The 23,071-nt window shown below is 40.3% G+C and carries 20 protein-coding genes; 19 read left to right on the forward strand and 1 reads right to left on the reverse strand.

Features of this window, described 5'->3' with window-relative positions; genetic code table 11:
• Window positions 1-240: 240 nt before the first annotated feature.
• The 19 genes from A5888_RS18360 (at window position 241) to A5888_RS18450 (ending at window position 22,487) form a co-directional block, all read left to right on the forward strand.
• Entirely contained in the window at window positions 241-1,113 is an 873-nt protein-coding gene (locus A5888_RS18360) for a hypothetical protein (RefSeq protein ID WP_086351076.1), read from the forward strand.
• Window positions 1,100-4,549: an LPXTG cell wall anchor domain-containing protein gene (locus tag A5888_RS18365; protein ID WP_086351077.1), complete on the forward strand. Its 3,450-nt coding sequence runs from the start codon at window positions 1,100-1,102 to the stop codon at window positions 4,547-4,549. The genes A5888_RS18360 and A5888_RS18365 overlap by 14 nt, the downstream gene beginning before the upstream one ends.
• 1,093 nt (window positions 4,550-5,642) lie before the next feature.
• On the forward strand, window positions 5,643-7,148 hold the full coding sequence (gene glpK, locus A5888_RS18370; protein WP_086351078.1) for a glycerol kinase GlpK: 1,506 nt from the start codon (window positions 5,643-5,645) through the stop codon (window positions 7,146-7,148).
• 173 nt (window positions 7,149-7,321) lie between these two features.
• Window positions 7,322-8,101 (forward strand): DeoR/GlpR family DNA-binding transcription regulator, encoded by a 780-nt coding sequence (locus tag A5888_RS18375; protein ID WP_086351079.1) that lies wholly within the window; start codon window positions 7,322-7,324, stop codon window positions 8,099-8,101.
• A gap of 170 nt (window positions 8,102-8,271) precedes the next feature.
• Window positions 8,272-8,967: a deoxyribose-phosphate aldolase gene (gene deoC / locus A5888_RS18380; protein WP_086351080.1), complete on the forward strand. Its 696-nt coding sequence runs from the start codon at window positions 8,272-8,274 to the stop codon at window positions 8,965-8,967.
• On the forward strand, window positions 8,968-9,414 hold the full coding sequence (locus A5888_RS18385; RefSeq protein ID WP_086351081.1) for a PTS sugar transporter subunit IIA: 447 nt from the start codon (window positions 8,968-8,970) through the stop codon (window positions 9,412-9,414).
• Window positions 9,415-9,428: 14 nt separating this feature from the next.
• Window positions 9,429-10,808 carry a PTS fructose transporter subunit IIC gene (locus tag A5888_RS18390; protein ID WP_086351082.1) on the forward strand — a complete coding sequence of 460 codons (1,380 nt, stop codon included), beginning with the start codon at window positions 9,429-9,431 and terminating at the stop codon, window positions 10,806-10,808.
• A 31-nt stretch (window positions 10,809-10,839) separates the two neighbouring features.
• Window positions 10,840-11,868, forward strand: coding sequence for a Gfo/Idh/MocA family oxidoreductase (locus tag A5888_RS18395; RefSeq protein WP_086351083.1), 1,029 nt, complete (start codon window positions 10,840-10,842; stop codon window positions 11,866-11,868).
• Complete coding sequence (locus tag A5888_RS18400) at window positions 11,868-12,926, forward strand: alcohol dehydrogenase catalytic domain-containing protein (RefSeq protein ID WP_249274569.1); 1,059 nt, start codon at window positions 11,868-11,870, stop codon at window positions 12,924-12,926. The genes A5888_RS18395 and A5888_RS18400 overlap by 1 nt, the downstream gene beginning before the upstream one ends.
• A gap of 182 nt (window positions 12,927-13,108) precedes the next feature.
• Window positions 13,109-14,842 carry a Na/Pi cotransporter family protein gene (locus A5888_RS18405; protein WP_086351084.1) on the forward strand — a complete coding sequence of 578 codons (1,734 nt, stop codon included), beginning with the start codon at window positions 13,109-13,111 and terminating at the stop codon, window positions 14,840-14,842.
• A gap of 204 nt (window positions 14,843-15,046) precedes the next feature.
• Window positions 15,047-15,913 carry an AraC family transcriptional regulator gene (locus tag A5888_RS18410; protein ID WP_086351085.1) on the forward strand — a complete coding sequence of 289 codons (867 nt, stop codon included), beginning with the start codon at window positions 15,047-15,049 and terminating at the stop codon, window positions 15,911-15,913.
• Window positions 15,914-16,014: 101 nt separating this feature from the next.
• Entirely contained in the window at window positions 16,015-16,932 is a 918-nt protein-coding gene (locus tag A5888_RS18415) for an alpha/beta fold hydrolase (protein WP_086351086.1), read from the forward strand.
• Between the two features lie 250 nt (window positions 16,933-17,182).
• Window positions 17,183-17,719 (forward strand): 5-formyltetrahydrofolate cyclo-ligase, encoded by a 537-nt coding sequence (locus A5888_RS18420; protein WP_086351087.1) that lies wholly within the window; start codon window positions 17,183-17,185, stop codon window positions 17,717-17,719.
• A 10-nt stretch (window positions 17,720-17,729) separates the two neighbouring features.
• A complete protein-coding gene (locus tag A5888_RS18425) occupies window positions 17,730-18,431 on the forward strand; it encodes a rhomboid family intramembrane serine protease (RefSeq protein ID WP_086351088.1) in 702 nt (233 codons plus the stop codon).
• A gap of 30 nt (window positions 18,432-18,461) precedes the next feature.
• Window positions 18,462-18,680 (forward strand): YqgQ family protein, encoded by a 219-nt coding sequence (locus A5888_RS18430; RefSeq protein ID WP_086351089.1) that lies wholly within the window; start codon window positions 18,462-18,464, stop codon window positions 18,678-18,680.
• Window position 18,681: 1 nt separating this feature from the next.
• Window positions 18,682-19,650 carry an ROK family glucokinase gene (locus tag A5888_RS18435; protein ID WP_086351090.1) on the forward strand — a complete coding sequence of 323 codons (969 nt, stop codon included), beginning with the start codon at window positions 18,682-18,684 and terminating at the stop codon, window positions 19,648-19,650.
• 14 nt (window positions 19,651-19,664) lie between these two features.
• On the forward strand, window positions 19,665-20,066 hold the full coding sequence (locus A5888_RS18440) for a rhodanese-like domain-containing protein (RefSeq protein ID WP_086351091.1): 402 nt from the start codon (window positions 19,665-19,667) through the stop codon (window positions 20,064-20,066).
• Between the two features lie 199 nt (window positions 20,067-20,265).
• Window positions 20,266-20,616, forward strand: coding sequence for a DUF488 domain-containing protein (locus tag A5888_RS18445; RefSeq protein ID WP_086351092.1), 351 nt, complete (start codon window positions 20,266-20,268; stop codon window positions 20,614-20,616).
• Between the two features lie 23 nt (window positions 20,617-20,639).
• Window positions 20,640-22,487 carry an FAD/NAD(P)-binding protein gene (locus A5888_RS18450; protein WP_339101769.1) on the forward strand — a complete coding sequence of 616 codons (1,848 nt, stop codon included), beginning with the start codon at window positions 20,640-20,642 and terminating at the stop codon, window positions 22,485-22,487.
• Between the two features lie 297 nt (window positions 22,488-22,784).
• On the opposite strand, the gene A5888_RS18455 is transcribed toward A5888_RS18450, so the two are convergent.
• Window positions 22,785-22,952: a DUF3042 family protein gene (locus tag A5888_RS18455; protein WP_339101770.1), complete on the reverse strand. Its 168-nt coding sequence runs from the start codon at window positions 22,950-22,952 to the stop codon at window positions 22,785-22,787.
• Window positions 22,953-23,071 lie beyond the last annotated feature (119 nt).

Here is a 23,071-nt window from a genome sequence, read left to right on the forward strand (position 1 = left end):
AAAATAATTGAAGTAAAGAAGCTATTACCCTTAAAAGGTATATAATAACAGTTTGTCTTTTTCAAAAAATTAGATAAATGCTAAAAAATATGATAATTAAATTACTTAAAATTAATGTATAATTACATTCGTGCAACTATATATTTCTTTAAGGGTAAAGTTAAGTTTTTACAGGGAGATAGGGAATTATTACTTCGAAAAAAGTGTTTATAAATGATAAGAAGGAAGGTAGTTTAACCAATGAAATATTCATGGAAAAAAAGCTCGTTTAAGTTTTTATTGTACTCGAGTACATTGATCGTCGGGACAACAAATCCTATCAGTTCATTAGTTGCAATTGCGCAATCAAGTGATACAGAAGTTCAGCAGGGAATGCAGCGCGATTACCAGTCAGCGCTAAATGCATATAATACTGCTAAAACAGATTATGAAACAACTTTGGGTAACTATAATGCTGCGTTGGGAACATATAATACCGCTAAAGCGGATGCAGATACAAAATTCGAATCGGCAGAAGTGCTGAGAAAAGAACTCGATACATTAAAAGCTGAGTATGCAACAAAACTAGCAGAATTTGAACCAATTGCTAAAGCATACGAGGAAACAAGAGTAGCATATGAGCAAAATAAAACAGAGTACGAATCAAGTGTCGCGAGCTATAATCAAGAAAAATTGGCATATGAAACAAAGCAAGCTGCCTATCTAGTGCTAAAAGCAGATTATGATAGTGTAAAATCGACCTACGAATCAGCAGTATCTGATTATGAAGCAGCGAAAAGTCTGGTGGAAACTGAAAGAAATAATTATGAATCATTGCGCACTCAGTATGAAGAAAAGCGTACGGCATACGAAGACGCTGCAGCGATCTACGAGGCTATTAAAACAGACTACAATGAAGCGAAAGTTACTTATGCAAATAATTTGGCAGATTATGATACACAAAAACAAGTATATGAAAATCTGTTAAGTGCGTATGACAGTAAGAAAACTGTTTATGAATCAGCAGCAGCCGATTTTGATTTGGCAACTGTTACATATAATGATTTAAAAAATGACTTGGAAACTTCCCAATCAGCATATGAGGCAGACAAGGCTGTTTATGACCAATTATAAAGATATTGCTGCTGCATATGATCTATCTAAGGATAACTATCTTGTTGAAAAAGCAGCTTATGAAGCGGATTTATCAGCTTTAGAAACATCAATTACGGACTATGAGCAAAAGCTGGCAGACTATGATCAGATTAAAACAACCTATACAACAACAAAAGCAGCCTATGAAACAGCTAAGGCAGATTATGATGTTTTAGCTACTCAAGTAACTGATTTGGCGACTGAGTACGAAGCAGAGAAAACAGCCTATGAAGCGGAAAAACAAAGCTACGATGTTAAAACAGCTGCTTATGAGTTAGCAACGAATGACTATAATCAGCAAAAAGCTGTTTATGATAATCAACTTTCCTCTTACGAAACAAAGTTGGCGGAGTATAACACAAAACGTACGGAAGCTGAAGCTATATTGAAGCAATATGATGAAGGGACTGTCGAATATGCGACAGCACTAGCAGCATATAATGAAAATACACAGCGCTATAATGAGACAAAAACGAACCATGATACAGTACAACAGCAATTATCAGCTTTGAAAACTCATTATGAAACTGTTCAAGCAGAATATGCGATTGTACAGGAGAACTACCAAACTATTTCAGCCTCTTACCAAGCAATAAAACAAAAATATGATACTCTTGTTGAGAAACGCGATCAAATGCAAAATGATTATCAAACATTGGAAGCTGAGTACCAAGCAATCAGTGTTGACTATGATCAGGTAATGGCTGTTTATGCTGATACAGAAACGGCTTATCAGGCTGTGGTTTCTGAAACAGCAGAAGTGAAAGCGCAATTTGATCAGCTGACACTAACTTATGAAGCTGTCAAAGCAGAGTATGATGGTGCAAAATTGACTTTTGATAACGTTGAAGCCAAATTTAACGAAACCAATACAACTTACGAAACAGTCAACGGGCAATTTGAGACTGCTCGAGCAGAATATGATCGTCTATTTTTGATTCAGCAAGCATTACGCATTGAATTAGGTGAGTTGGAAGCTGAATGTGCTCAGGTAGGAGCAGAATTTGCTGCATTAGAAACAATTTTGCAGAATGTAAAAAATGAGTATACAACGCTTGAAACACAATACAATGAAGCAAAAGATCAGTATAATGACCTTGACCAACAATTGACTTCACTTGAAGTTGAACGTGTTGCTGCAGAAAACGCATATACTAGCGCGCAACAAGCAATCGATGATTTAAAAGTAATCTATAATCAACGAAAAACAGAGTATGATGCTTTAGCTGCCTACTATGTCAGTGTGAAAGAACAGTATGACCAAGTTCATGGGCAATACTTACTTACAACAAGTAAATTTACGCAAGTTAGTTTGAAGTATACGGCACATGAAGCAGAATTCAATAAAGTTTCTACGATGTATACAAATGCAGATACATTACTTACAGCCTTGAACACAAAACAAACCGAAGCACAGAATAAATATATTGCTGCGAACGGGGCGTGGAAATTGGCAGATGACTCATATGAAGCTGCAAAGATATTGCTAGAAGATTTGGAGGAAGACCGTGTTAAAGCAATGGAAAAATACGGAAAACTTCAAACTGCGTATGATCAAGCTGAACTTGAATATAAAACTGCCAGAGAGCCTTATGAAATTGCAAAAGCTGCGTATGACAAAGCGAAAGCAGCAGAAACTGTTATTAATAATGCTGTTGACGATATGAATACTACTCTGGCAAGCTTTCCAAGTGGGGATATTATCCAAGGGAATGTTACCACTATTTCAACTTTATTAGCTGATTGGCAAGTAAAATATGATGCGGCAAAAGTAGCATTAGATAATGCTTATGCAGATTCATGGCCAATTATCGAGGCTTATGAAGTAGCAAATGAGACGTACAAACAAGATCCATTTAATGTTAATCCATTGGATAAGGTTTATGATCCAGATGGATTTGGAGATAGCTTGAGGGATTACATTCAAGAAGTTGAAGATGCGACGCATGAAAATATGGAAACAGCTAAAGCATATGAAAAATTTTATCAAGCATATCAAATATACTTGGATGATTATGCTGATTACCGAGAAGCTTGGAAGGTAGGTAATGTAGGAGATCCAGCTAACGATTTACTAACAATTTGGCAACCGACAATTAATTCTTTGCGTATACAGGATCGGAATTATGGTATTTTAGGATATACAGTGGCAGAATTACAATCAATGAATACAGTAGCCGAATTAGATGCATTTATAGCGACATATGAGGCCAAAGGACTTGAAGCACTTAACAATATTTCTTCCTATATTGACGATTATATAAAGTTGGTTGATGATGGTTGGACTACAGATCAATTAAGATTACAATCTGAAATAAATGATTTCAAAGATAGTACAGGAATAGATGTTTTTAGTTATTTTGATGATAGAATGCTTACTACTAACGTAGTTGATATGTACGATCAATTGCTATCAGCCTACAATAAAAACGTTAACTATCTTAAATTGAATGCGTTGAGATATCAATATTACGCGGTAAGTGTGTATGACTGGATTACTACCGTTAATAATAATTACTCAGGATTTGATGGTAGCTTAGGTGGTCAACCACTTCCGGATGCAGTAATAATACCAGTTTTCTCTCCGAAAACAGTTACTGCTATTTCAACCCCCTTAGAAGTTTATCCGGTTGATTCTCCCAACATTCCAGATGTACCAGAAATGTCTGATGCGCCAGTAGAACCGAAAGGGATTACTGATCCGAAGTCTGTATCTAACATCACACCTCATACAATCACGGTGACTGAGCGAACTGCTAAATCAGCATTGACAGTTATGGATGTTGAAGATGTAGTTGAACCAGCGAAGAGCTCTGTGCAGACAACAGCTCCTTTAGCTGATGTAGCTGGACCTGGACAATCACAAGCTGTAGAAGATACGACTTGGGGCAGTGAAGAAGCGGATGGCGATTTCACGCAACCAACTGCACCTACGGATGTGAATGATATTGAGGATGTAACGAACGTTACTCCTGTAGAACCTCCGGTTGTTGTTGAACCAGCTCCTGAGCCAATTGCTCCGGTTATTCCAGATGTTGTTGCACCAGAAGAGGTGACACCAACAACACCACCAGTGGAACAGACTGTCATTATTGAAGAAACTGTTGCACCAGCTGCACCGGAAATGGTAACTTTGAGCAATCAGCCGACTGCGCCGACAAACGTAGCTAAACCTGTAGAGAAAGCTCTACCGGAGACTGTTACAACTGTTACAACTACTGTGAATACGCCGGTGACGAACCAATTGCCAACGACTGGAACAACACCAGCAACTGCAGCTGACAGAAAAATGTTGCCAAATACTGGATCAGAAGATTCGGCAGCAGCGCAGGGAATGGGATTATTTGCAACAGGGTTAGCCGGTTCCTTGATGTTCTGGAGAAGAAAAGGCAAACATGAGAAGAAAGCTAAATAAGTGATGAAGCAATCAATATGATTACTTATTGACTGAAAATGACCTGTTTTTAAATAAGAGTTCTGTTATTTAATTTAAAAGCTTTTTTTGAAGCTTGATTTATTTCGAAAGAATAGAATCGAAGAGGATCTCTGTAAAAAGTGGAAAATAGTAAAAAGGTATGGACGACTGCGATAGCTGTCCATACCTTTGATTTTCTCGAAGACTAGGTAAACTTTATTGAGTAATTCTTTAGAAATAGACTACAGGAACTAGCTATTTCTATAAAAATTAGGTACAATAAAAAATGTTAGTACTTCGGTACTGGCAAAGGGCAACTTGGATAGAGAGTGGCAGCTTTCTATACAAGGCTTCATCATTTGGTTGGCGCCGGTGATGGAGTGCCTTTTTTTGTTTTTGCAGTTAGATACAAGTGAACAGAATAGGGTTGATAGGTGATGGGTCTTATAGGGAGATCTGTTTTAAGTATCTGCTACTCATTTTCCTGCTTGTTACAAAGAATACTCTTCGATAACTAGCAGGATAGAAAAAACGGTATCAGGAGCAACCTGATACCGTCAATAATATACAACAAACACAGCTTCAATTATCTGAAATCAGGAAAAGGGGTAAACCTTTAAACGAACGTTTTCAGATACATAAAGACTCTCAAAGAGTGATGGATGTTAGTAACTATTGGCATCTGTATCAACAGTGGCAGCTGTTCGTACAAGGCTTCCGCTTTTCGGTTGGCGCCGAAAAGAGAAGTGCCATGCTTATTTATGTCAATGCGCTTATTTCTATCCTACTTCCTCAGTATACCTAAAGAAGCTTTCATTCGCAATATAAATATGGATTTATCCTGAGCTATAAGTCTGATAATTTTTTCTTATGGCGTATATTAATGTGATAGGTGGAACAACCATGTTTGTCGATCTCAATGAATGAAGGGGTTAATTGAAAGAAATTGTGTAGTGATCTATAGAAACAAGTAAGTAGAAGTGTTGATTCATAAAAGTGAGTGTAAATTATTTTCAAAAGATGATTTACACGTCCGATTCTTTTATAATAATAAGAGAAAGTATTTAAGCTGTCGGGAGGAAGAAAAGAAATCATGGAAGTCAAAAAATATATTATGGCAATCGACCAAGGGACGACAAGTTCAAGGGCAATCATTTTTGATAAAGAAGGGAAACAGGTCAGCAGTTCTCAAAAGGAATTTCCACAATATTTTCCGAATGATGGCTGGGTAGAGCACAATGCTAGTGAAATATGGAATTCTGTACAGTCAGTTATTGCGGGCGCGTTGATCGAATCTGGGATTCGTCCATCTGATATTGCGGGGATTGGTATTACAAACCAACGAGAGACGACGGTTGTTTGGGATAAAAAGACAGGACTACCTATTTATAATGCGATTGTTTGGCAGTCTAGACAGTCTTCGCAAATTGCGGATCAGCTGAAAACCGAGGGGCATGAAGCGATGATCCATAAGAAAACTGGATTACTAATTGATGCCTATTTTTCTGCAACCAAAGTTCGCTGGATATTAGATCATGTGCCGGGAGCGCAGAAACGTGCAGAAAACGGCGAACTACTTTTTGGAACGATTGATACTTGGTTGGTTTGGAAGCTGACAGGTGGAGAGACACATGTAACTGACTATTCCAATGCAAGTCGGACGATGTTGTTCAATATTCACCAACTGGACTGGGATCAGGATATTTTGACGCTTTTGAATATCCCTCACGCCATGCTTCCTAGAGTGGCTTCGAATTCAGAGGTTTACGGACAGACGAAGGTCTATCATTTTTATGGCAGTGAAACGCCTATTTCCGGTATGGCCGGAGATCAGCAGGCTGCGTTATTTGGTCAAATGGCTTTTGAGCCAGGGATGGTTAAGAACACCTATGGAACAGGTTCATTTATTGTTATGAATACTGGTGAGAAGCCTCAGCTTTCTGCTAATAACTTGTTGACGACGATTGGTTATGGCATCAATGGAAAGATATTTTATGCATTGGAAGGCAGTATATTTGTTGCAGGTTCCGCTGTTCAATGGCTGAGAGACGGATTGAAAATGATTCAAACCTCGGCGGAATCGGAAGAAATAGCACGTGCTTCTGATAATCAAAATGAGGTATATGTTGTACCGGCTTTCACTGGATTAGGTGCTCCCTATTGGGATTCTGATGCTAGAGGGGCAGTGTTCGGCTTGACCAGAGGCACAACAAAAGAAGATTTTGTAAAGGCAACATTGCAGTCGGTGGCCTATCAGGTCCGTGATATCATCGATACGATGAAGGAAGATACTGGTATCGACATTCCAGTGCTAAAGGTAGATGGTGGAGCAGCTAATAACGATCTGTTGATGCAGTTTCAGGCAGATATCCTGAATACGCCTGTTCAACGTGCCTATGATTTGGAAACAACGGCATTAGGTGCCGCTTTTCTCGCTGGTTTAGCGGTAGGTTTTTGGCAGGACCTTGAGGAAATCAAGGCATTTTCAAAAGATGGACAGCGTTTTGAAGTAGACATGGTAGAATCAGAAAGAGAAGAGCTTTATGAGGGCTGGAAACTGGCAGTTGCGGCTACTCAGATGTTTAAGAGAAAAAACTAAAGTATCTGTGCTGTGATTTTCATTTGATTGGTACAGCCATTATGGTAAGCAGTAAATAATAGTTTGATGAAGAAGTTAGAATATGTGTGTGAACCGGGGGCTTCACTTTCTTATTCGTACATGGTACCATTTGAAGTGAAAGTAAATAAAAGCAAATGATAGGGTGTAATAAAATGGATGAGAACAAGTTTATGTATGCAGAGGAGCGAAAAACAGAAATTCTGCGGCTTTTAGATGAGCAAGAACGTGTTCAGGTAGCTGATTTAGTGGAGCTGTTCCAAGTCTCCGGCAGTACGATTCGAACGGACATGCGAGAGTTGGAAAAGGAACATCAGTTGACACGAACACATGGCGGGGCAATTCGCAATCCTCAACGAAGTTTTGAGGATAAGCCGAAGGTCAGAGCTCTTACAGACGAGAAACGACGAATTGCTCGAAAAGCTGTTACTTTACTGAATGATGGTGATTCTTTAGTAATCGACACAGGTACCTCTTGTCTCGCTTTCGCAGAAGCCTTGCTCTATAGTTCTGTGAAATCGTTGAGAATCCTGACCTATGATCTCCAAATTGCCTCTATGCTAAGTGAAGAAACAGACCATGAAATCTGTTTGATTGGTGGGGTTGTACGAAATGGCTTTCAGTATGCTGCTGGTGAAATGGTGATTGAATCGTTGCGGACTTTTCTAGTTGATAAAGCGATTATTGGGACGACTTCATTTTCCATAAAAAAGGGTTATTCTACGCCAAATATCGGAACAGCCGAACTAAAGAAAGTGTTGTTTTCGATTGCTGATCAAAAACTGATGCTTTGCGAATCAAGTAAAATCGGTAAGGATAGTTTCAAGTTGTTTGGGTTACCGGGAGATACGGATGTTTTCATCACTGACACAAATATTAGTAAGGACGATTATGAACAGCTGAAGCAGCAGCAAATAACAGTGATTACTGCTTGATTGCTGTATTGAAAATTTAAATAATAGCTATTATTAGAGTGAGAATCAGTGATTCTTGCTCTTTTTTTGATTGTAAACGAAAATCGCTTTACTTTCATTTGCTTTTATATGTTGACAAAATGAAAATAAGTGATAAAATGAAAACGAATTCAAATTTAGGAGGAATTTCAATGACATTTCAATTAACGGTAGAAGAGCTGGCTAATCTAATCGATCACACATTACTTAAAGCTGACGCGGTACGTACAGGGTTTGAACAATTATGCAGGGAAGCAGATCAGTATGGCTTCAAAATGGTCGCAATCAATTCAGCGCCGGTTCGCTTATGTGCGAAGATGTTGGAAGATAGTCCGGTGCATGTTGGAGCAGCAATCGGGTTTCCATTGGGACAGACAACGATCGAGTCGAAAGTTTTTGAGGTAGAAAATGCAGTTGAGAATGGAGCGGATGAGATTGACTACGTTATCAACATTCGTGAGCTGAAAGATGGCAATCGAGCATATATTAGGAATGAAATGGAGCGTATCGTTGCGGTCTGTAGAGAGCATCATATATTGAGTAAGGTCATTCTTGAGAATTGCTATCTAACAGAGGCTGAAAAACGTGAGGTGTGTGAAATTGCAAAGGAGGTAAGACCGGATTTTGTAAAAACCTCTACGGGTTTTGGAACGGGTGGTGCGACAGTGGAGGATGTTCGTTTGATGAAGTCGATTGTTGGCAATGAAGTGAAAGTGAAAGCGGCTGGAGGTATACGTGATTTTGCTACTGCGAAAGCTATGGTGGAAGCAGGTGCGGAACGACTTGGAACGAGCGCAGGTATTTCAATTGTTGAAGAATACAAAGCGTTGGTTATGGAGGAAAGCTAAATGGGACTTAAGGAGCTAATGACAGAAGAAACAATTGTTTTGGATATGGATAGTCATTCTAAGATGGAGGGGATCGAAGAACTTGCAGGAAGGATGGCAGAAATTGGTAGGGTAACTGATTTGAAAAGCTATCTAGCTGCAGTGATGAAACGGGAAGCAGAAGCAACAACAGGAATCGGATTTGGTGTTGGGATTCCTCATGGCAAATCAAAGGCAGTTTCATCTCCAACGTTGGGATTTGGCCGTAGTAAAGAGGGGATCAGTTATGATTCAATGGATGGTAAACCGGTGCATTTATTATTTTTGATTGCTGTTCCTGAAAACTCTGATAATGAGCATTTGCGGATTTTAAGTCAGTTGTCACGGAAGTTGATGCATCAGGACATCAGGGATCGTTTGATGCATGCGGCTGATGCAGAAGAGATTTATTCGATTATTGATGAATAGAAGGAGGAAAAAAGATGAAAATTGTTGCAATCACCTCGTGTTCTACTGGAATTGCCCACACGTATATGGCTGCTGAAAATCTGGAAATTGCTGCGAAGGAAAAAGGATACGAAATAAAGGTTGAGACGCAAGGGTCGATAGGTGCTGAAAATGTGCTGACTGCAGAGGAGATCGCTGCAGCAGATGCAGTCGTGATTGCTGCAAGTACAACGGTCAACAAAGAGCGTTTCAACGGAAAACGTTTGATAGAAGTAGATGTCAATGAAGCTATCAATGACGGACCCAATTTATTGGAGCGTTCTCTTGTTGCACCCGCGTATCAAGGATCAACCTCTAAAGGAGAACAGACAGAGACAAAACAACAATCAAAAGGAATATATAGCCATTTGATGACGGGTGTTTCCTATATGATTCCTTTTGTGGTTGCAGGAGGTCTATGTATTGCTTTGGCATTTGCTTTCGGCGGGATCAATGCAGAGGGAGAAGTCGCTCAGACGATCAATGAGCTTGGAGGAATCGCAATGGGACTGATGTGGCCGATTTTAGGCGGCTATGTCGCATTTTCAATTGCAGATCGACCGGGTTTGGTGCCTGGGATGGTTGCCGGAATGGTTGCATCAGGAATGAATGCTGGATTTCTTGGTGCATTGCTAGGTGGATTCCTAGCTGGTTATACAATTCTTGTATTAAAGAAATTCCTGAAGCTTCCAGCTGCTTTTTCCGGGTTGCTTCCAGTGTTGATTCTGCCAATCCTTTCAGTTTTGATCGTTGGTGGGATTATGAAATTTGTTGTTGGGGTGCCAATTACTGCAATCAATGAAGGAATCATGAATTGGTTGAATAGTCTGACCGGAATCAACTCTGTTTTGTTAGGACTGATCCTTGGTGCCATGATGGCTATTGATTTGGCGGGTCCAGTAGGGAAAGCGGCCTATTTCTTCGGTGTCGCGTCTTTGACGAATTTGGCTGCTGGAGAGACAAGTACAATTATGGCAGCTGTCATGGTTTCAGGAATGGTCCCTCCTTTGGCGATGGCTTTATCGTCAACCGTTCTTGGCAAGCAACTTTATACTAACGAAGAGCGCGAAGCTGGAAAGTCGGCATGGGTGTTGGGCCTCTCCTTTATTTCTGAGGGAGCAATTCCTTTCGCAGCAGCTGATCCGCTCCGTGTACTGGGATCAGTGACAATCGGTTCTGCATTAACAGGTGCGCTTTCAATGCTATTTAATTGTGGTATTGCAGTTCCGCATGGAGGGTTCTTTGTATTTCTGATTCCCGGAGCTGTGTCTAATGTATTCTTCTATATCATAGCGTTGGCAGTAGGGACAGCAGTTAGTGGATTTCTAGTAACAGCGGTTAAGCTGGCAAGTGCAAAAAAGCGTGAACAGGCGTGAAAAAAACTTTTATGACGTGGAGGAACGGAAAATGGATATAATTCGAGTATGTTTGATCGGTACAGGACGAGCTGGGATGATTCATGGCAGAAATCTAGCCTCAAAAATCAAGGGAGGCAAGTTGATTGCCTTATGTGATCCCTCAGAGGAAGCTTTAGCAGCAGCTAAAAATGAGCTGGATATAGTCTATGGCTACACAGATTACCGACAGGCTCTGGAAAATCCGGAAATTGATGCGGTGGTTGTGGTGACCCCAACTGTTTATCATAAAGAAATCGTTATTGCAGCAGCGAAGGCGGGGAAACATATCTTATGTGAGAAGCCATTGGCGATGGATGAAAACGAGTGTTTGGAAATGATTGCAGCAGCAGAAGAAAATCATGTAAAGCTACAGGTAGGATTTATGCGTCGCTTTGATGAAAGCTTTCAGGAAGCAAAAAGAATTATTGATTCAGGAGCGATCGGAGAGGTCGTGTTAGTAAAATCATTGACACATGGTCCGAGTGAACCGAGACCATGGATGTATGATATCTCTAATAGCAACGGTCCTATTGGTGAAGTAAACAGCCATGATTTGGATACATTGCGGTGGTTTACAGGTAGCGAAGTGGTATCAATCTATTCAATCGGCGGTAATTTCCGATCACCGGAAGTCAAAGCGAAGTATCCGGATTATTATGATACGGTTTCGATGAATATGCAATTTTCTGATGGTAAATTAGGCGCAGTGGACGGTGCGCAGTATGTCCAATATGGCTACGATGCACGAGTAGAGATTCTTGGAACAAATGGCAGTGTGCTGATTGGAGACCAAAGCAAGCACAAGGTAGTGATTGCCAATCGTGAGGGGGAAATCATTCGTCCGGCCATGCATAGCTGGACCTATCTGTTTGCGGATGCTTATGTTGCTGAGGATCAGGCGTTTATTGATTGTATTTTAGAGGATAGTCAGCCATTAGTGACAGGACATGATGGGATGATGGCGGTGAAGTTGGTTCATGCTGGGTTGACTTCTTTACAGGAAAAAAGAATTGTTTGGATGGATAAGGAGGAAAAATGATGACTCAAAGCAATATGAAAGCTGTGCAGTTATTTGGAAAGGAACGGTTAGAGGTAAACGAAGTTTCCAAGCCAGTAATTACTGATAACGAGATTTTGATCAAAGTAAAAGCAGCATCTATTTGTGGAACAGATGTCCGAATGTATAAAAACGGCTATACGGGTGTGGATGAAAAACATCCGTTGATATTGGGGCACGAAATAGCTGGGGTGATCGAAGAGATAGGTGGACAGGTCAAAGGATACGAGAAGGGGATGCGTGTTGCGATAGCTCCTAATATGGGCTGTGGCATCTGTGACCAGTGTGTCAGTGGAAATACGCATCTATGCGCCACATATGAGGCTTTTGGGATTAACCTGCCCGGTGGGTTTGCCGACTATTTGAAAATTCCTGAAAAAGCGATACGCCAAGGCAATATCACTGTTTTACAGGAAGGGATCAGCTTTGAAGAAGCTGCACTGATCGAACCGTTCAGCTGTGTATTCAATGGACAGGAAATTGCAGGTGTCAACGCAGGGGATACAGTATTGATTATCGGGTCTGGTCCAATTGGAATCATGCATGCCATGTTGGCTCTGAGCAAAGGGGCCGGAAAGATTATTATGAATGATCTTCAGGAAGACCGGTTGCGTACAGCTAAAAGGCTAGTTCCTGAGTTAGTGACTCTAACAAGTGATGATCTACAACAGAAAATCATGAGTGAAACGAATGATGAGGGAGTCGACCTGTGTATAGTAGCAGCCCCTGCCCCCCAAGCACAGGAAGCCAGTTTCAACTATATGGCCATGAATGGTCGGTTATTATTTTTTGGAGGGTTGCCCAAAGAGAAGGAAAACGTCTCTTTAAATACCAACATACTTCATTATAAACAATTGCGGGTATATGGGTGTACGAGAGCAAGTCTACACGGATATCGAACCTCGGAAAAGCTGATTGCAAGCGGCAGGATACCTGTTGCTCAGCTGATTACTGAACGCTTCAACATCGATCAGTTTCCGAAAGCGTTAGAAAATGCGCAACGTGCTGTGGGATTGAAAAATGTCATTATTTTTGACTGATAAAAAGAATGAAACCGTCTATTGCAACTAAAAAATAGATGGTTTTATTTTTGTCTCAAATTCTTAAACGTTTTAAAAAGCAAAAGTAATTTTTTTCCTCGAAAATGGCAATATTGTATTTACTTCTGGCTCTTTTTTCTGTACTCTTAACTTGAGTTTATTTTTTTTAAGGAGGAACAAATGTGTCCTATCAAGAGATGATATTTCTTTTTCTCGGAGGTCTGGGAATTTTCCTTTTCGGGATGAAGTATATGGGGGATGGCTTGCAGAAAACGGCAGGAGATTCTTTAAGAGAAATTTTGAATACATTCACTTCTACACCATTACGTTCTGTATTAGCAGGGCTGATCGTTACGGCAATTATTCAATCAAGTTCTGGAACAACGGTTTTAACAGTTGGATTGGTTAGTGTAGGGTTTATGTCTTTGAAGCAGGCGATTGGGGTTATCATGGGGGCAAACGTAGGGACAACGGTAACCGCCTTCATTATTGGGTTTAATCTGAGTGCCTATGCTTTACCGATCATGGGCGTTGGATCGATTATGCTTTTCTTTTTCAAACGTGAAAAGATTAACAATATCGGTCAAATTCTTTTCGGGTTTGGCTGTCTATTTTATGGATTGAACTTGATGGGGAGTGGGATGGCGCCATTACAGGATTTGCCGCAGTTTGCGGATTTGATGGTAGATGTATCTCACCAACCGATTTTAGGTGTTGGGATTGGTACACTGTTGACAATGGTATTACAAAGCTCAAGTGCGACGATCGGGATTTTGCAACAATTATACACGCAAGGAAGTTTGGCAATTGGTGCCGCACTACCGATACTCTTTGGGGATAATATCGGAACTACAATAACAGCTGTTATTGCGGCGTTAGGTACGAGTGTTGCTGCGAAGAGAACCGCTGCCTCGCATGTTGTGTTTAATTTGGTAGGAGCGATTATCTTTACGATTTTGCTATCGCCATTTACATCAGTTGTTATCGCGGTTTCTAACACATTTGGATTGAACCCTGCAATGCAAATTGCTGTAGCACACGGAATGTTCAATGTATCCAACTTGCTGATTCAATTCTGGTTCATCGATAAAATTGAGTTATTGGTACGTAAAATCATTCCTGGTAAAGATAGAGAAGGAATTGATTTTAAACCATCTAACCTAAATGAATCAATCATTCAGAATTCTCCAACAGTAGCTTTAAATCAGGCGAAAATTGAATTGTTGCAGATGGGCGAGTATGTTGTCGGGGCTTATGAAGCTACCAATGCTTTTTATGAAAAACAAGACAAAGTAGACCGTGAAAATGCGGATCAATATGAAACAGCAATCAATGACATGGATAATCGTTTGACCGAGTATCTTGTCCAACTATCTTCTGCAGAGTTGACGATCGCTGAAAGTCATGAGCAAACAATGATGCTCGAGCTGACAAAAGATTTGGAGCGAATCGGCGATCATTGTCGAAACATTGTTGGGTATATAGATGAAGCGATTCGAACGGAAAAGAAACAGAAGGCTAAAGACAAAAAAGAAGGAAAAACGTCTGATCGAACAACCCTGATCGTATCTGATGAAGATTTGCTTGAACTATTTAGAAAAGTAGCAAAAAATATCAAAGACTCGTTGACTGCTTTTGAGAATGATGATAAAGAAATTGCAGCCCATATTCTGGAACGTGAGGAAGAAATCGATGAGATGGTTAAACATCTTCGGAAGAAGTATATTTCGATCATGAATAGTGGGAAAGGCCGCGCGGCAGATGGAATCCTATTTATTGATACTGCATCAAATCTAGAAAGAATGAGTGATCGGACAGTCCATATGGCAAAATATGTTCTGGGAGAACGGTATGGAACAGAAACGATTACTGTGGAGCAATCTGTTAATCCAATTATTCAAGAGGCATTGGATTAGGTGAAAAGAAATTGAAAAAATAGCGTATTTTGACGAATAAGGTGTGAGGGGTATCTCTCTCAGTTCATTTAAGAGAAACGCATTTGTGGAGTTGTGACAAGGTCAATGTCGCAGCTCCTTTTTCTAAAGAATTGCTGGAGCAAGGAACTGGTCGAGAGGCTCTTTATAGATAAAAGAAAGAATATGGACAAAGGAGTGAAGTAGATGGACTGGATCAATAAGCTGGAAGAATCGTTGGTTTATATAGAAAATCATCTAACTAGTACAATCGATTATAAGGAACTAGGGCGAATCGCTTGCTGCTCTGAATACCATTATCAACGGATATTTTCATATATGGTCGGTGTACCTTTGACTGAGTACATTCGCAGAAGAAGACTTTCTCTTGCAGGAGCAGAGTTACAATATGGCAAAAAAGTGATCGATGTTGCAATGAAATATGGCTATGAATCTCCAAATTCTTTTTCCCGAGCATTTAAAAATATCCATGGAGTCACTCCTTCTCAGGCTCAAAAAGAAGGTGCGCGTTTAAAAACGTATCCGAGAATCAAGTTTCATATTTCAATCAAGGGTGATGTAGAAATGGATTATCGAATTGAGACAAAGTCGGCGTTTCGAATTGTCGGGACAACGATTCCAATGTCTCGAAAGGCCGAAGAGAATCATCAGAAACTACCTGGTTTCTGGACAAAAACGTCGACAGATGGGACTTTACACACTATATTACCTTTAATGAGTCCGGCGCTTCAGGGGGTGCTTGGGGTTAGTACCGGTTTTTCTCGAGAAGAAGATACACCAACCTATTATATCGCAGTGGTCAGTGAGGCGTGTGTACCGGAAGGCTTGTCAGAATACTTGATCGAAGAGTATACTTGGGCAATTTTTACCGGTAGTGGACCTATGCCTCAAGCGATTCAGGAGCTGGAAAAACGGATTATTACGGATTGGTTGCCGAGCTCCGGGTATGAGTATGCCAACGGGCCGGACATTGAGGTTTATCTGGAGCCTGATCCGACGAAAGCTGTATTTGAGGTTTGGGTGCCTGTGAATAAGGCAAAAGATGGGCAGTAGCAAGCGAAGTAAAAAATTTCATAAAAGCATCATCTTTTACTACTTCAAGCGTATAGATTCCGATATAATAGAGGGTATCAATTCAAAGTGAGGAAGCGATTATGAAATCAACGTATTGTATTTCTTCAGACGAACAAACAGAGCTTCATCTTATCTATTGGGAACCGACACTACCTATAAAGGGCATCGTTCAGTTAATTCATGGAATGGCGGAATACATTGAACGGTATGGGGACTTTGCAGACTACCTGACAACATTAGGTTATCTGGTTGTCGGTCACGATCACCTTGGGCATGGAAAATCGGTCGATCAACAGGAATCACAGCATGGGTATTTTGGAAAAGGAGATACGGCACGGCATGTGATTGCTGACATCGAGGTTGTGCGAATGTATACAGCTGAACAGTATCCTGAACTCCCTTATTTCATGTTGGGACATAGTATGGGGTCATTCGCTCTACGCTGTTATCTGCAAAACTATCAGATTCCGCTTTCCGGAGCTGTGTTTATGGGAACAGGTACAGGATCAACCATTATACCAACGGTCTTATCTCTTACAGCTAGCTTGAATAAGCTGCAGCCTAAGAAGGTAAATCATCTGCTAGATAATTTAGCCTTCGGTTCGTTTAGTAAGAAGTTCCCGGAGCCAGGTCGTTTTAATTGGCTTAGTAAAAATCAAGACAATGTGCATAGCTATGAAGAGGATGAGCTGACTGGTTTCACTTTTACGAATAATGGGTTTCATACGTTATTCCAATTGATCCATGGTGCGAATAAAAAAGGCTGGTCGGAAACACTTCCTAAAGAATTACCTCTTCTCTTGATCAGTGGCGAAAAAGATCCTGTAGGTGACTATGGTAAGGGCGTTAGAAAAATAGCTAAGACACTGGATGCTTCCGGGATACAGGATGTATCAATGGTTCTATTCGCTGAGCTTCGTCATGAACTATTATTTGAAAAAGAGAAGCCGCAGGTTTATGAAAAGATAGGAACCTGGTTCGATAAGCATCTGTCGTGATCTCGAGAGTTACCAGAAACGAATAGGACTTTTATTGCCATTTCTTTCTTTTTTTTATAAACTTAAGAGATATTGGGCTTGAGGATAGCCGCAGGTTTTAGTTACTAAAAAATGAAATCGATAGGCTTCAATCTCTACGTATACCTAGACAATAGTTTTTTTATAAGGAATAGATTAATAAGACTTATGAAATAAAAAATGAAGGATAGATATTACTACAGGAAGGAATCATCTGGCATGGTGGAAAGCGATGGAAAAGAAAAAAATCAGAACATTGGGCTTAGCCAGTTTAAATTGGCTATATAGAAATAAAGAACTTAAGGCAGCCAAGGAGCAACAGATCCTGCAGCAACTATTTGAAGATGAGTATTGGACACAAGCCCAGACGATTGGGGTCGTCAAGGCAGTGCCATTTGAGTTCGATACCTCTACTGTAATCAGTAAGGCTTGGGCGCAAGGAAAACAAGTAACTGTACCAAAAGCAGAAAATACGCAGATGACCTTTCATCGAATCACGCCGGAATCTTTGTTTGTTCGCTCTTCTTTTGGTGTAGAGGAGCCGGCGGATGAGCAAGAGACAGCTTTACAGGAAATTGATTTGTTGATCGTTCCTGGATTGGTGTTTACAGTAGCGGGATTTCGAGTAGGATTTGGTGGTGGTTACTATGATCGGGTGTTGGAAGAGTTTCAAGGGAATAGTTGTAGTTTGGTATTTAGCGAACAAATTCAGGAATGCTGGAAGGCAGAAGCCTTTGACCGGCAGATAGACAAATTGTTTATCAATTAAGGAGGATTTGATGGATTATCAAACAAAGATGAAAGCAAAACGGTTATTAAATCAGCCGTTCATTACTTATTTATTAATAGGAATCACGACAATCGTATTTCTTGGTATGGAGGTTTCCGGAGGCTCGGAAAACACAATGGTCCTGTTGAATTGGGGAGCCATGTCGAAGCGAATGATTGTGGAGTACCATGAATACTGGCGCTTTTTTACACCTATGTTTTTACATATTGGCTGGATGCACATCATTTTGAATATGGTGACACTTTATTATGTCGGCGCTCAGGTGGAAAATATCTATGGTCATTGGCGTTATCTGGCGATTTACTTGTTGAGTGGTGTTTCGGGAAATCTACTTAGCTTTTCTCTCGGCGCTTCTAATGGAATCTCAGCAGGAGCGAGTACGGCAGTTTTTGGGTTGTTTGGTGCATTTATTATTCTTGGCCGACACTTTAAAAATAACCCGGCAGTTTCGTTCATGGTTCAGCGGTATGCGACTTTTATCGGGATCAACTTGCTTTTTAATCTATTCAGCAGTTCGGTCGACATCCTTGGTCATATTGGTGGGTTGGTCGGTGGTCTGTTAGCGGCAACATTTTTGGCTATACCGAAACGTTCAGAGGAGTTCAACATTCATGAACGAATCATCTCTGGGATGATTTTTGTATTTATTCTGGTTGTTTGCTTCTTCTTAGGTTTTAAAAATTATGTTTAAACTGTATAATGATAAGGAAGTGCTTGGAGCTTGGAAACGTTATATGATGTTCAGCAGCTGTTCAAAAGATTTGGGATGTACATTTATGTTGGCGCCAGAATCTATGATATTGAATTGATGATGATCGAATTGAAGAATCTCTACGATGGTCAGTTAATCGATAAGGAGACTTACCTTCATGCCAGACGTATTCTGAATAGAGAGCATAGAGTGGAAGAAAACAGAATGACAGAGAAAGGGATCGAATGAGATGGATAAAAAGATCATAGGAATTGATTTGGGCGGTACAACAATCAAATTTGCGATTTTGACATTGGACGGAGAAGTTCAGCAAAAATGGAGTATCGAAACGAATATACTGGATGAGGGTAGTCATATCGTTCCAGATATTATCGAATCAGTCAATCATCGCATAGCTCTTTACGGGATGGACAAAGCAGATTTTGTTGGGATTGGCATGGGGACACCAGGCAGTGTTGATATTGAAAAAGGAACTGTTATCGGTGCCTATAATCTGAACTGGGTAACACGTCAATCTGTAAAAGAGCAGATTGAAGCTGGAACAGGAATTCCCTATACGCTGGACAATGATGCCAATGTAGCTGCATTAGGCGAGCGTTGGAAGGGTGCCGGAGAAAACGATCCGGATGTTGTATTCATTACATTAGGAACGGGTGTCGGTGGTGGTATTGTCGCAGAAGGCAAGCTACTTCATGGGACAGCAGGCTGTGCCGGTGAAGTCGGCCATGCGACAGTTGATCCGGATGGGTTTGACTGTACCTGTGGCAAAAAAGGCTGTCTGGAAACAGTAGCTAGTGCAACGGGCGTTGTTCGTTTGGCAAGAAAGCTGTCTGAAGAATACGCTGGAAGTTCTCAGCTGAAACAAATGATCGACGACGGCCAGGCGGTGACAAGCAAGGATGTTTTCGAATACGCGGAAAATAATGATCCATTTGCGTTAATGGTCGTTGATAAGGTTTGCTTCTATTTAGGCTTGGCCTTGGGTAATATCGGAAACGTGCTAAACCCTTCTGCTATCGTTATCGGTGGTGGTGTTTCGGCGGCAGGTGAGTTTTTACGTAGTCGTGTAGAGAAATATTTTGAAGAGTTCACATTTCCGCAAGTTCGCGAAAGTACAAAAATCAAACTGGCGGAACTTGGAAATGAAGCAGGCGTTATTGGCGCAGCTTCACTGGCATTGAAATTTATGGAAGAGTAAGAGAGGGTTTTTACATGTCTGTGTTATTAGTAATCAATATTATTTTAGGTGCAATTCTGCTGATTATGGCGGGAAATATGTTGTATACATTCATTTTAGGAAAGACTGCGGCGAAGATGCTGACAGAAGAAGAATTTCGTGAAGGTATGAGAAAAGCTCAGGTAATTGATGTCAGAGAAAAAGATACATTTGATGGCGGCCATATTCTTGGCGCACGTAGCTTGCCGTATTCTATGTTGAAAACGAATATGCAGTCGCTTCGTAAAGATCAACCTATTTATCTGTATGATCAAAGACATTCAACGAGCGTTCGTGTAGCGAGGAAGCTGAAAAAAGCCGGCTATACAGATATCTATGTTCTTAAAAATGGGTATGATAATTGGTCAGGCAAGATTAAAAAGAAAACAGTGAATTAATGAGTAAAGGCGGCGTGGAGAAAAAGAATCCCGGCGCCTTTTTTGCTTATCTTTAGGTAAAAGCTAGATTTTTATCACAGTTCCGTCGTTTTTGGACATCGTTCCATTTTCTCTGTGATTCACTGGTCCTAAAGCATTCGAATTGGAAATCGTTTCATTTTTTTTATTTTGCGATACAATAGAAATAGGAGGGATTCTGATGATTTATGTGAAGAGAGCCTATGAAGAACCAAGTGAAGAGGATGGCTATCGTGTTCTTGTTGACCGACTTTGGCCAAGAGGAATTTCAAAGGAGCATGCGAAAATCGATAGCTGGTTGAAAGAGATTGCGCCAAGCAAAGAACTAAGGCAATGGTTTGATCATGATCCTGAAAAATTTGATCAGTTTAAAGAAAAATACAAAGAAGAATTAGCGAAGGATACGGGTCCGATGACACAGCTTCTTGCTACGATTGAAAAAGAAAAGAATGTCACGCTTGTCTATAGTGCAAAGAATGAAACAATGAATAATGCAGTTGTACTGAAAGCATTCATTGAAAAAAACGAGTAATTTGAATAGAGAGGAGGGAAAAAATGAAAATCGTTATTGTTGGCGGTGGACCGAGAGGCCTGTCGGTATTGGAACGGATTGTTGAACGCTCTAGAGATGAAAAAAATTTAAAAATCACCATGTTTGATCCGTATGGCCCTGGTGGTAAAATTTGGCGACAGGATCAGCCTTTGTCACTTTTGATGAATTCTGTTGCTTGTCAAGTAACTTTATTTACAGATGAGACCGTGAGTATGGAGGGGCCAACAGCGAAAGGTCCAAATTTGCATGAATGGGCAGAGCAGTATGCAGAAGAGTATATTCAAGAATTTGAAGGTGGTTCATTGGCATTCATCAATGAAGCCAGAAATTTGGGGCCGAATGACCATTGTTCAAGAGCCTTTTATGGCTTATATCAAAGATGGTTTTATCGTTATATACGAACAAGAATGACCGAACAGACCTCCGTTACTTTCTTTAATGATACTGTTCGTGCGGTTCGGGTAGCAGAAGAGGGATTCTTGGTCTATACAAAATCTGTTGAAATCACGGCAGATAAAGTGATCCTTGCATTAGGTCATCAAGAAACAGAAGGAACTGAGGCGGAACAGAAACTAGCTGCTTATGCTACAGAGCATCGATTGTTCTACTCAACACCGAAAAATGCAGCAGATAACTTTTTTGATGCAGTGAAGCCGCGTCAAACGGTTCTTTTAAAAGGATTAGGGCTTGCTTTTTTTGATTATATGACTATGCTGACAGTGAATAGAGGGGGGAAATTTCATAGAAAATCCGGTGTTTTGACGTATCAGCCATCGGGAAATGAACCCAAAATCGTTGCAGGTTCAAAAAGAGGTTTTCCTTATCATGCGAGGGGAAATAATCAAAAGCGGTATGGGGAACAGTATCAGCCACGTTTCTTAAAACAGAAGAACTTGAATAAATGGAGACGTAAAGGGCAGTTTTCCGCAGAAACTTTTTTTACTCTATTAAAGAAAGAATTGGAATTAGTTTATTATACAGCTTTGATCAGAGAAAAGTATCCGCAAATCAATCAATTGAAATTTGCAGAAGAGTTCGTCAGAAAAAAAGGGGATGTAACAGTCTTAAAAAAATATCAACTTCCTTCTTCTGAATGGTGGGATTGGTCACGTATTGAACATCCGGATGCTGAACTGACGGACTATGATGATTTTGCTTCATTTGTGTCAGATTATATTAGAGAGGATTGCCGAGTAGCACAAAAGGGGAATATAAACGGACCTGTTAGCAGTGCGTTTGATAGCTTGAAAGATATGAGAGATCAGATTCGATTTATGTTAGATTATCATTTATTCACGAATGAAGAATACAAGGATATTTTTTTAAACTGGTTTACTTCGTTGAATGCTTTTCTATCTATCGGTCCCCCTTTGGAACGAATGGAAGAATTGCGGGCATTATTAGATGCCGGGGTTGTAACACTGTTGGCACCGGAGATGCGTGTGGATACAGTGGAGGGTCAATTTGTCGGCTATTCTGAGAAAGTACCTGAACATCGATTCGCGTCATTCTTTTTGATGGAAGCAAGAATACCTTCTATTGATGTTACACGAAGTATGAATCCATTGATGAAACAGTTGCTGAATGAAGAAATAGGTAGACAACATTCGTTGGAATTGCTGGGGGAGAAACGCTATTTTACTGGAGCAATCGATGTAGATCCGCAGTCGAATCAACTAATTACTCCACAAGGAAACACAATAAATGGCTTATTTTGTTACGGTGTTCCAACCGAAGGGATTCATTGGCTGACGGCAGCAACGGCCCGACCGGGAACAGATCCGTGGAACTTACGCGAAGCAGATGAAATCGCAGGTCGAGTGTTAGAGAACACAGAAAAAGCAGTCTGAATGATAAATAGATATACGTAGTTGGAGGCAGATAGAAAAAGCTTGGAGCGATTGGTATGATCCCTCTATATAAGACATTTTTATGTTTCAATGTCCTGTATAGAGGAGTCTACCAGAAGTGGCGCCAAGCTTTTTACTTTAAAAATGAATAAATGATGGATAAAATTTTGCTTTGAAAAAAATAGAATTCACAAAAATTATATTACAATTTTTGTGAATTCCAGTGTAATTATTGAAGCTAGCCATTATGGCACTGACTTCGTTTTTTTAAGATGTTTGACTATCTGGTCGTTGCTATTAACGAGCGATACGTTTACGCATGGCTTTTTTGCGGTTTTGTTCAATCATATCTTCTTTTTCTTCGATTGGATCAATTACTGTTTTCTTCACAGTAAAAGCAAGACCGGCAACAGCAGCCACTGTTACAGCAGTACCGACCAGCAGACCTGAAACAAATTTTTTCATAACTATCCTCTCCTCTGCAAAAATAATTCTACTTACTTATTATTATGGACTAAAACGATAAAAAAGCCAACAGTTAAGTCAAGAAGCAACAACAAGAATTGACATATAAGTGTGTTTGT

The sequence above is a fragment of the Enterococcus sp. 9E7_DIV0242 genome (assembly GCF_002140975.2).
Taxonomy (GTDB): domain Bacteria; phylum Bacillota; class Bacilli; order Lactobacillales; family Enterococcaceae; genus Enterococcus_L; species Enterococcus_L clewellii.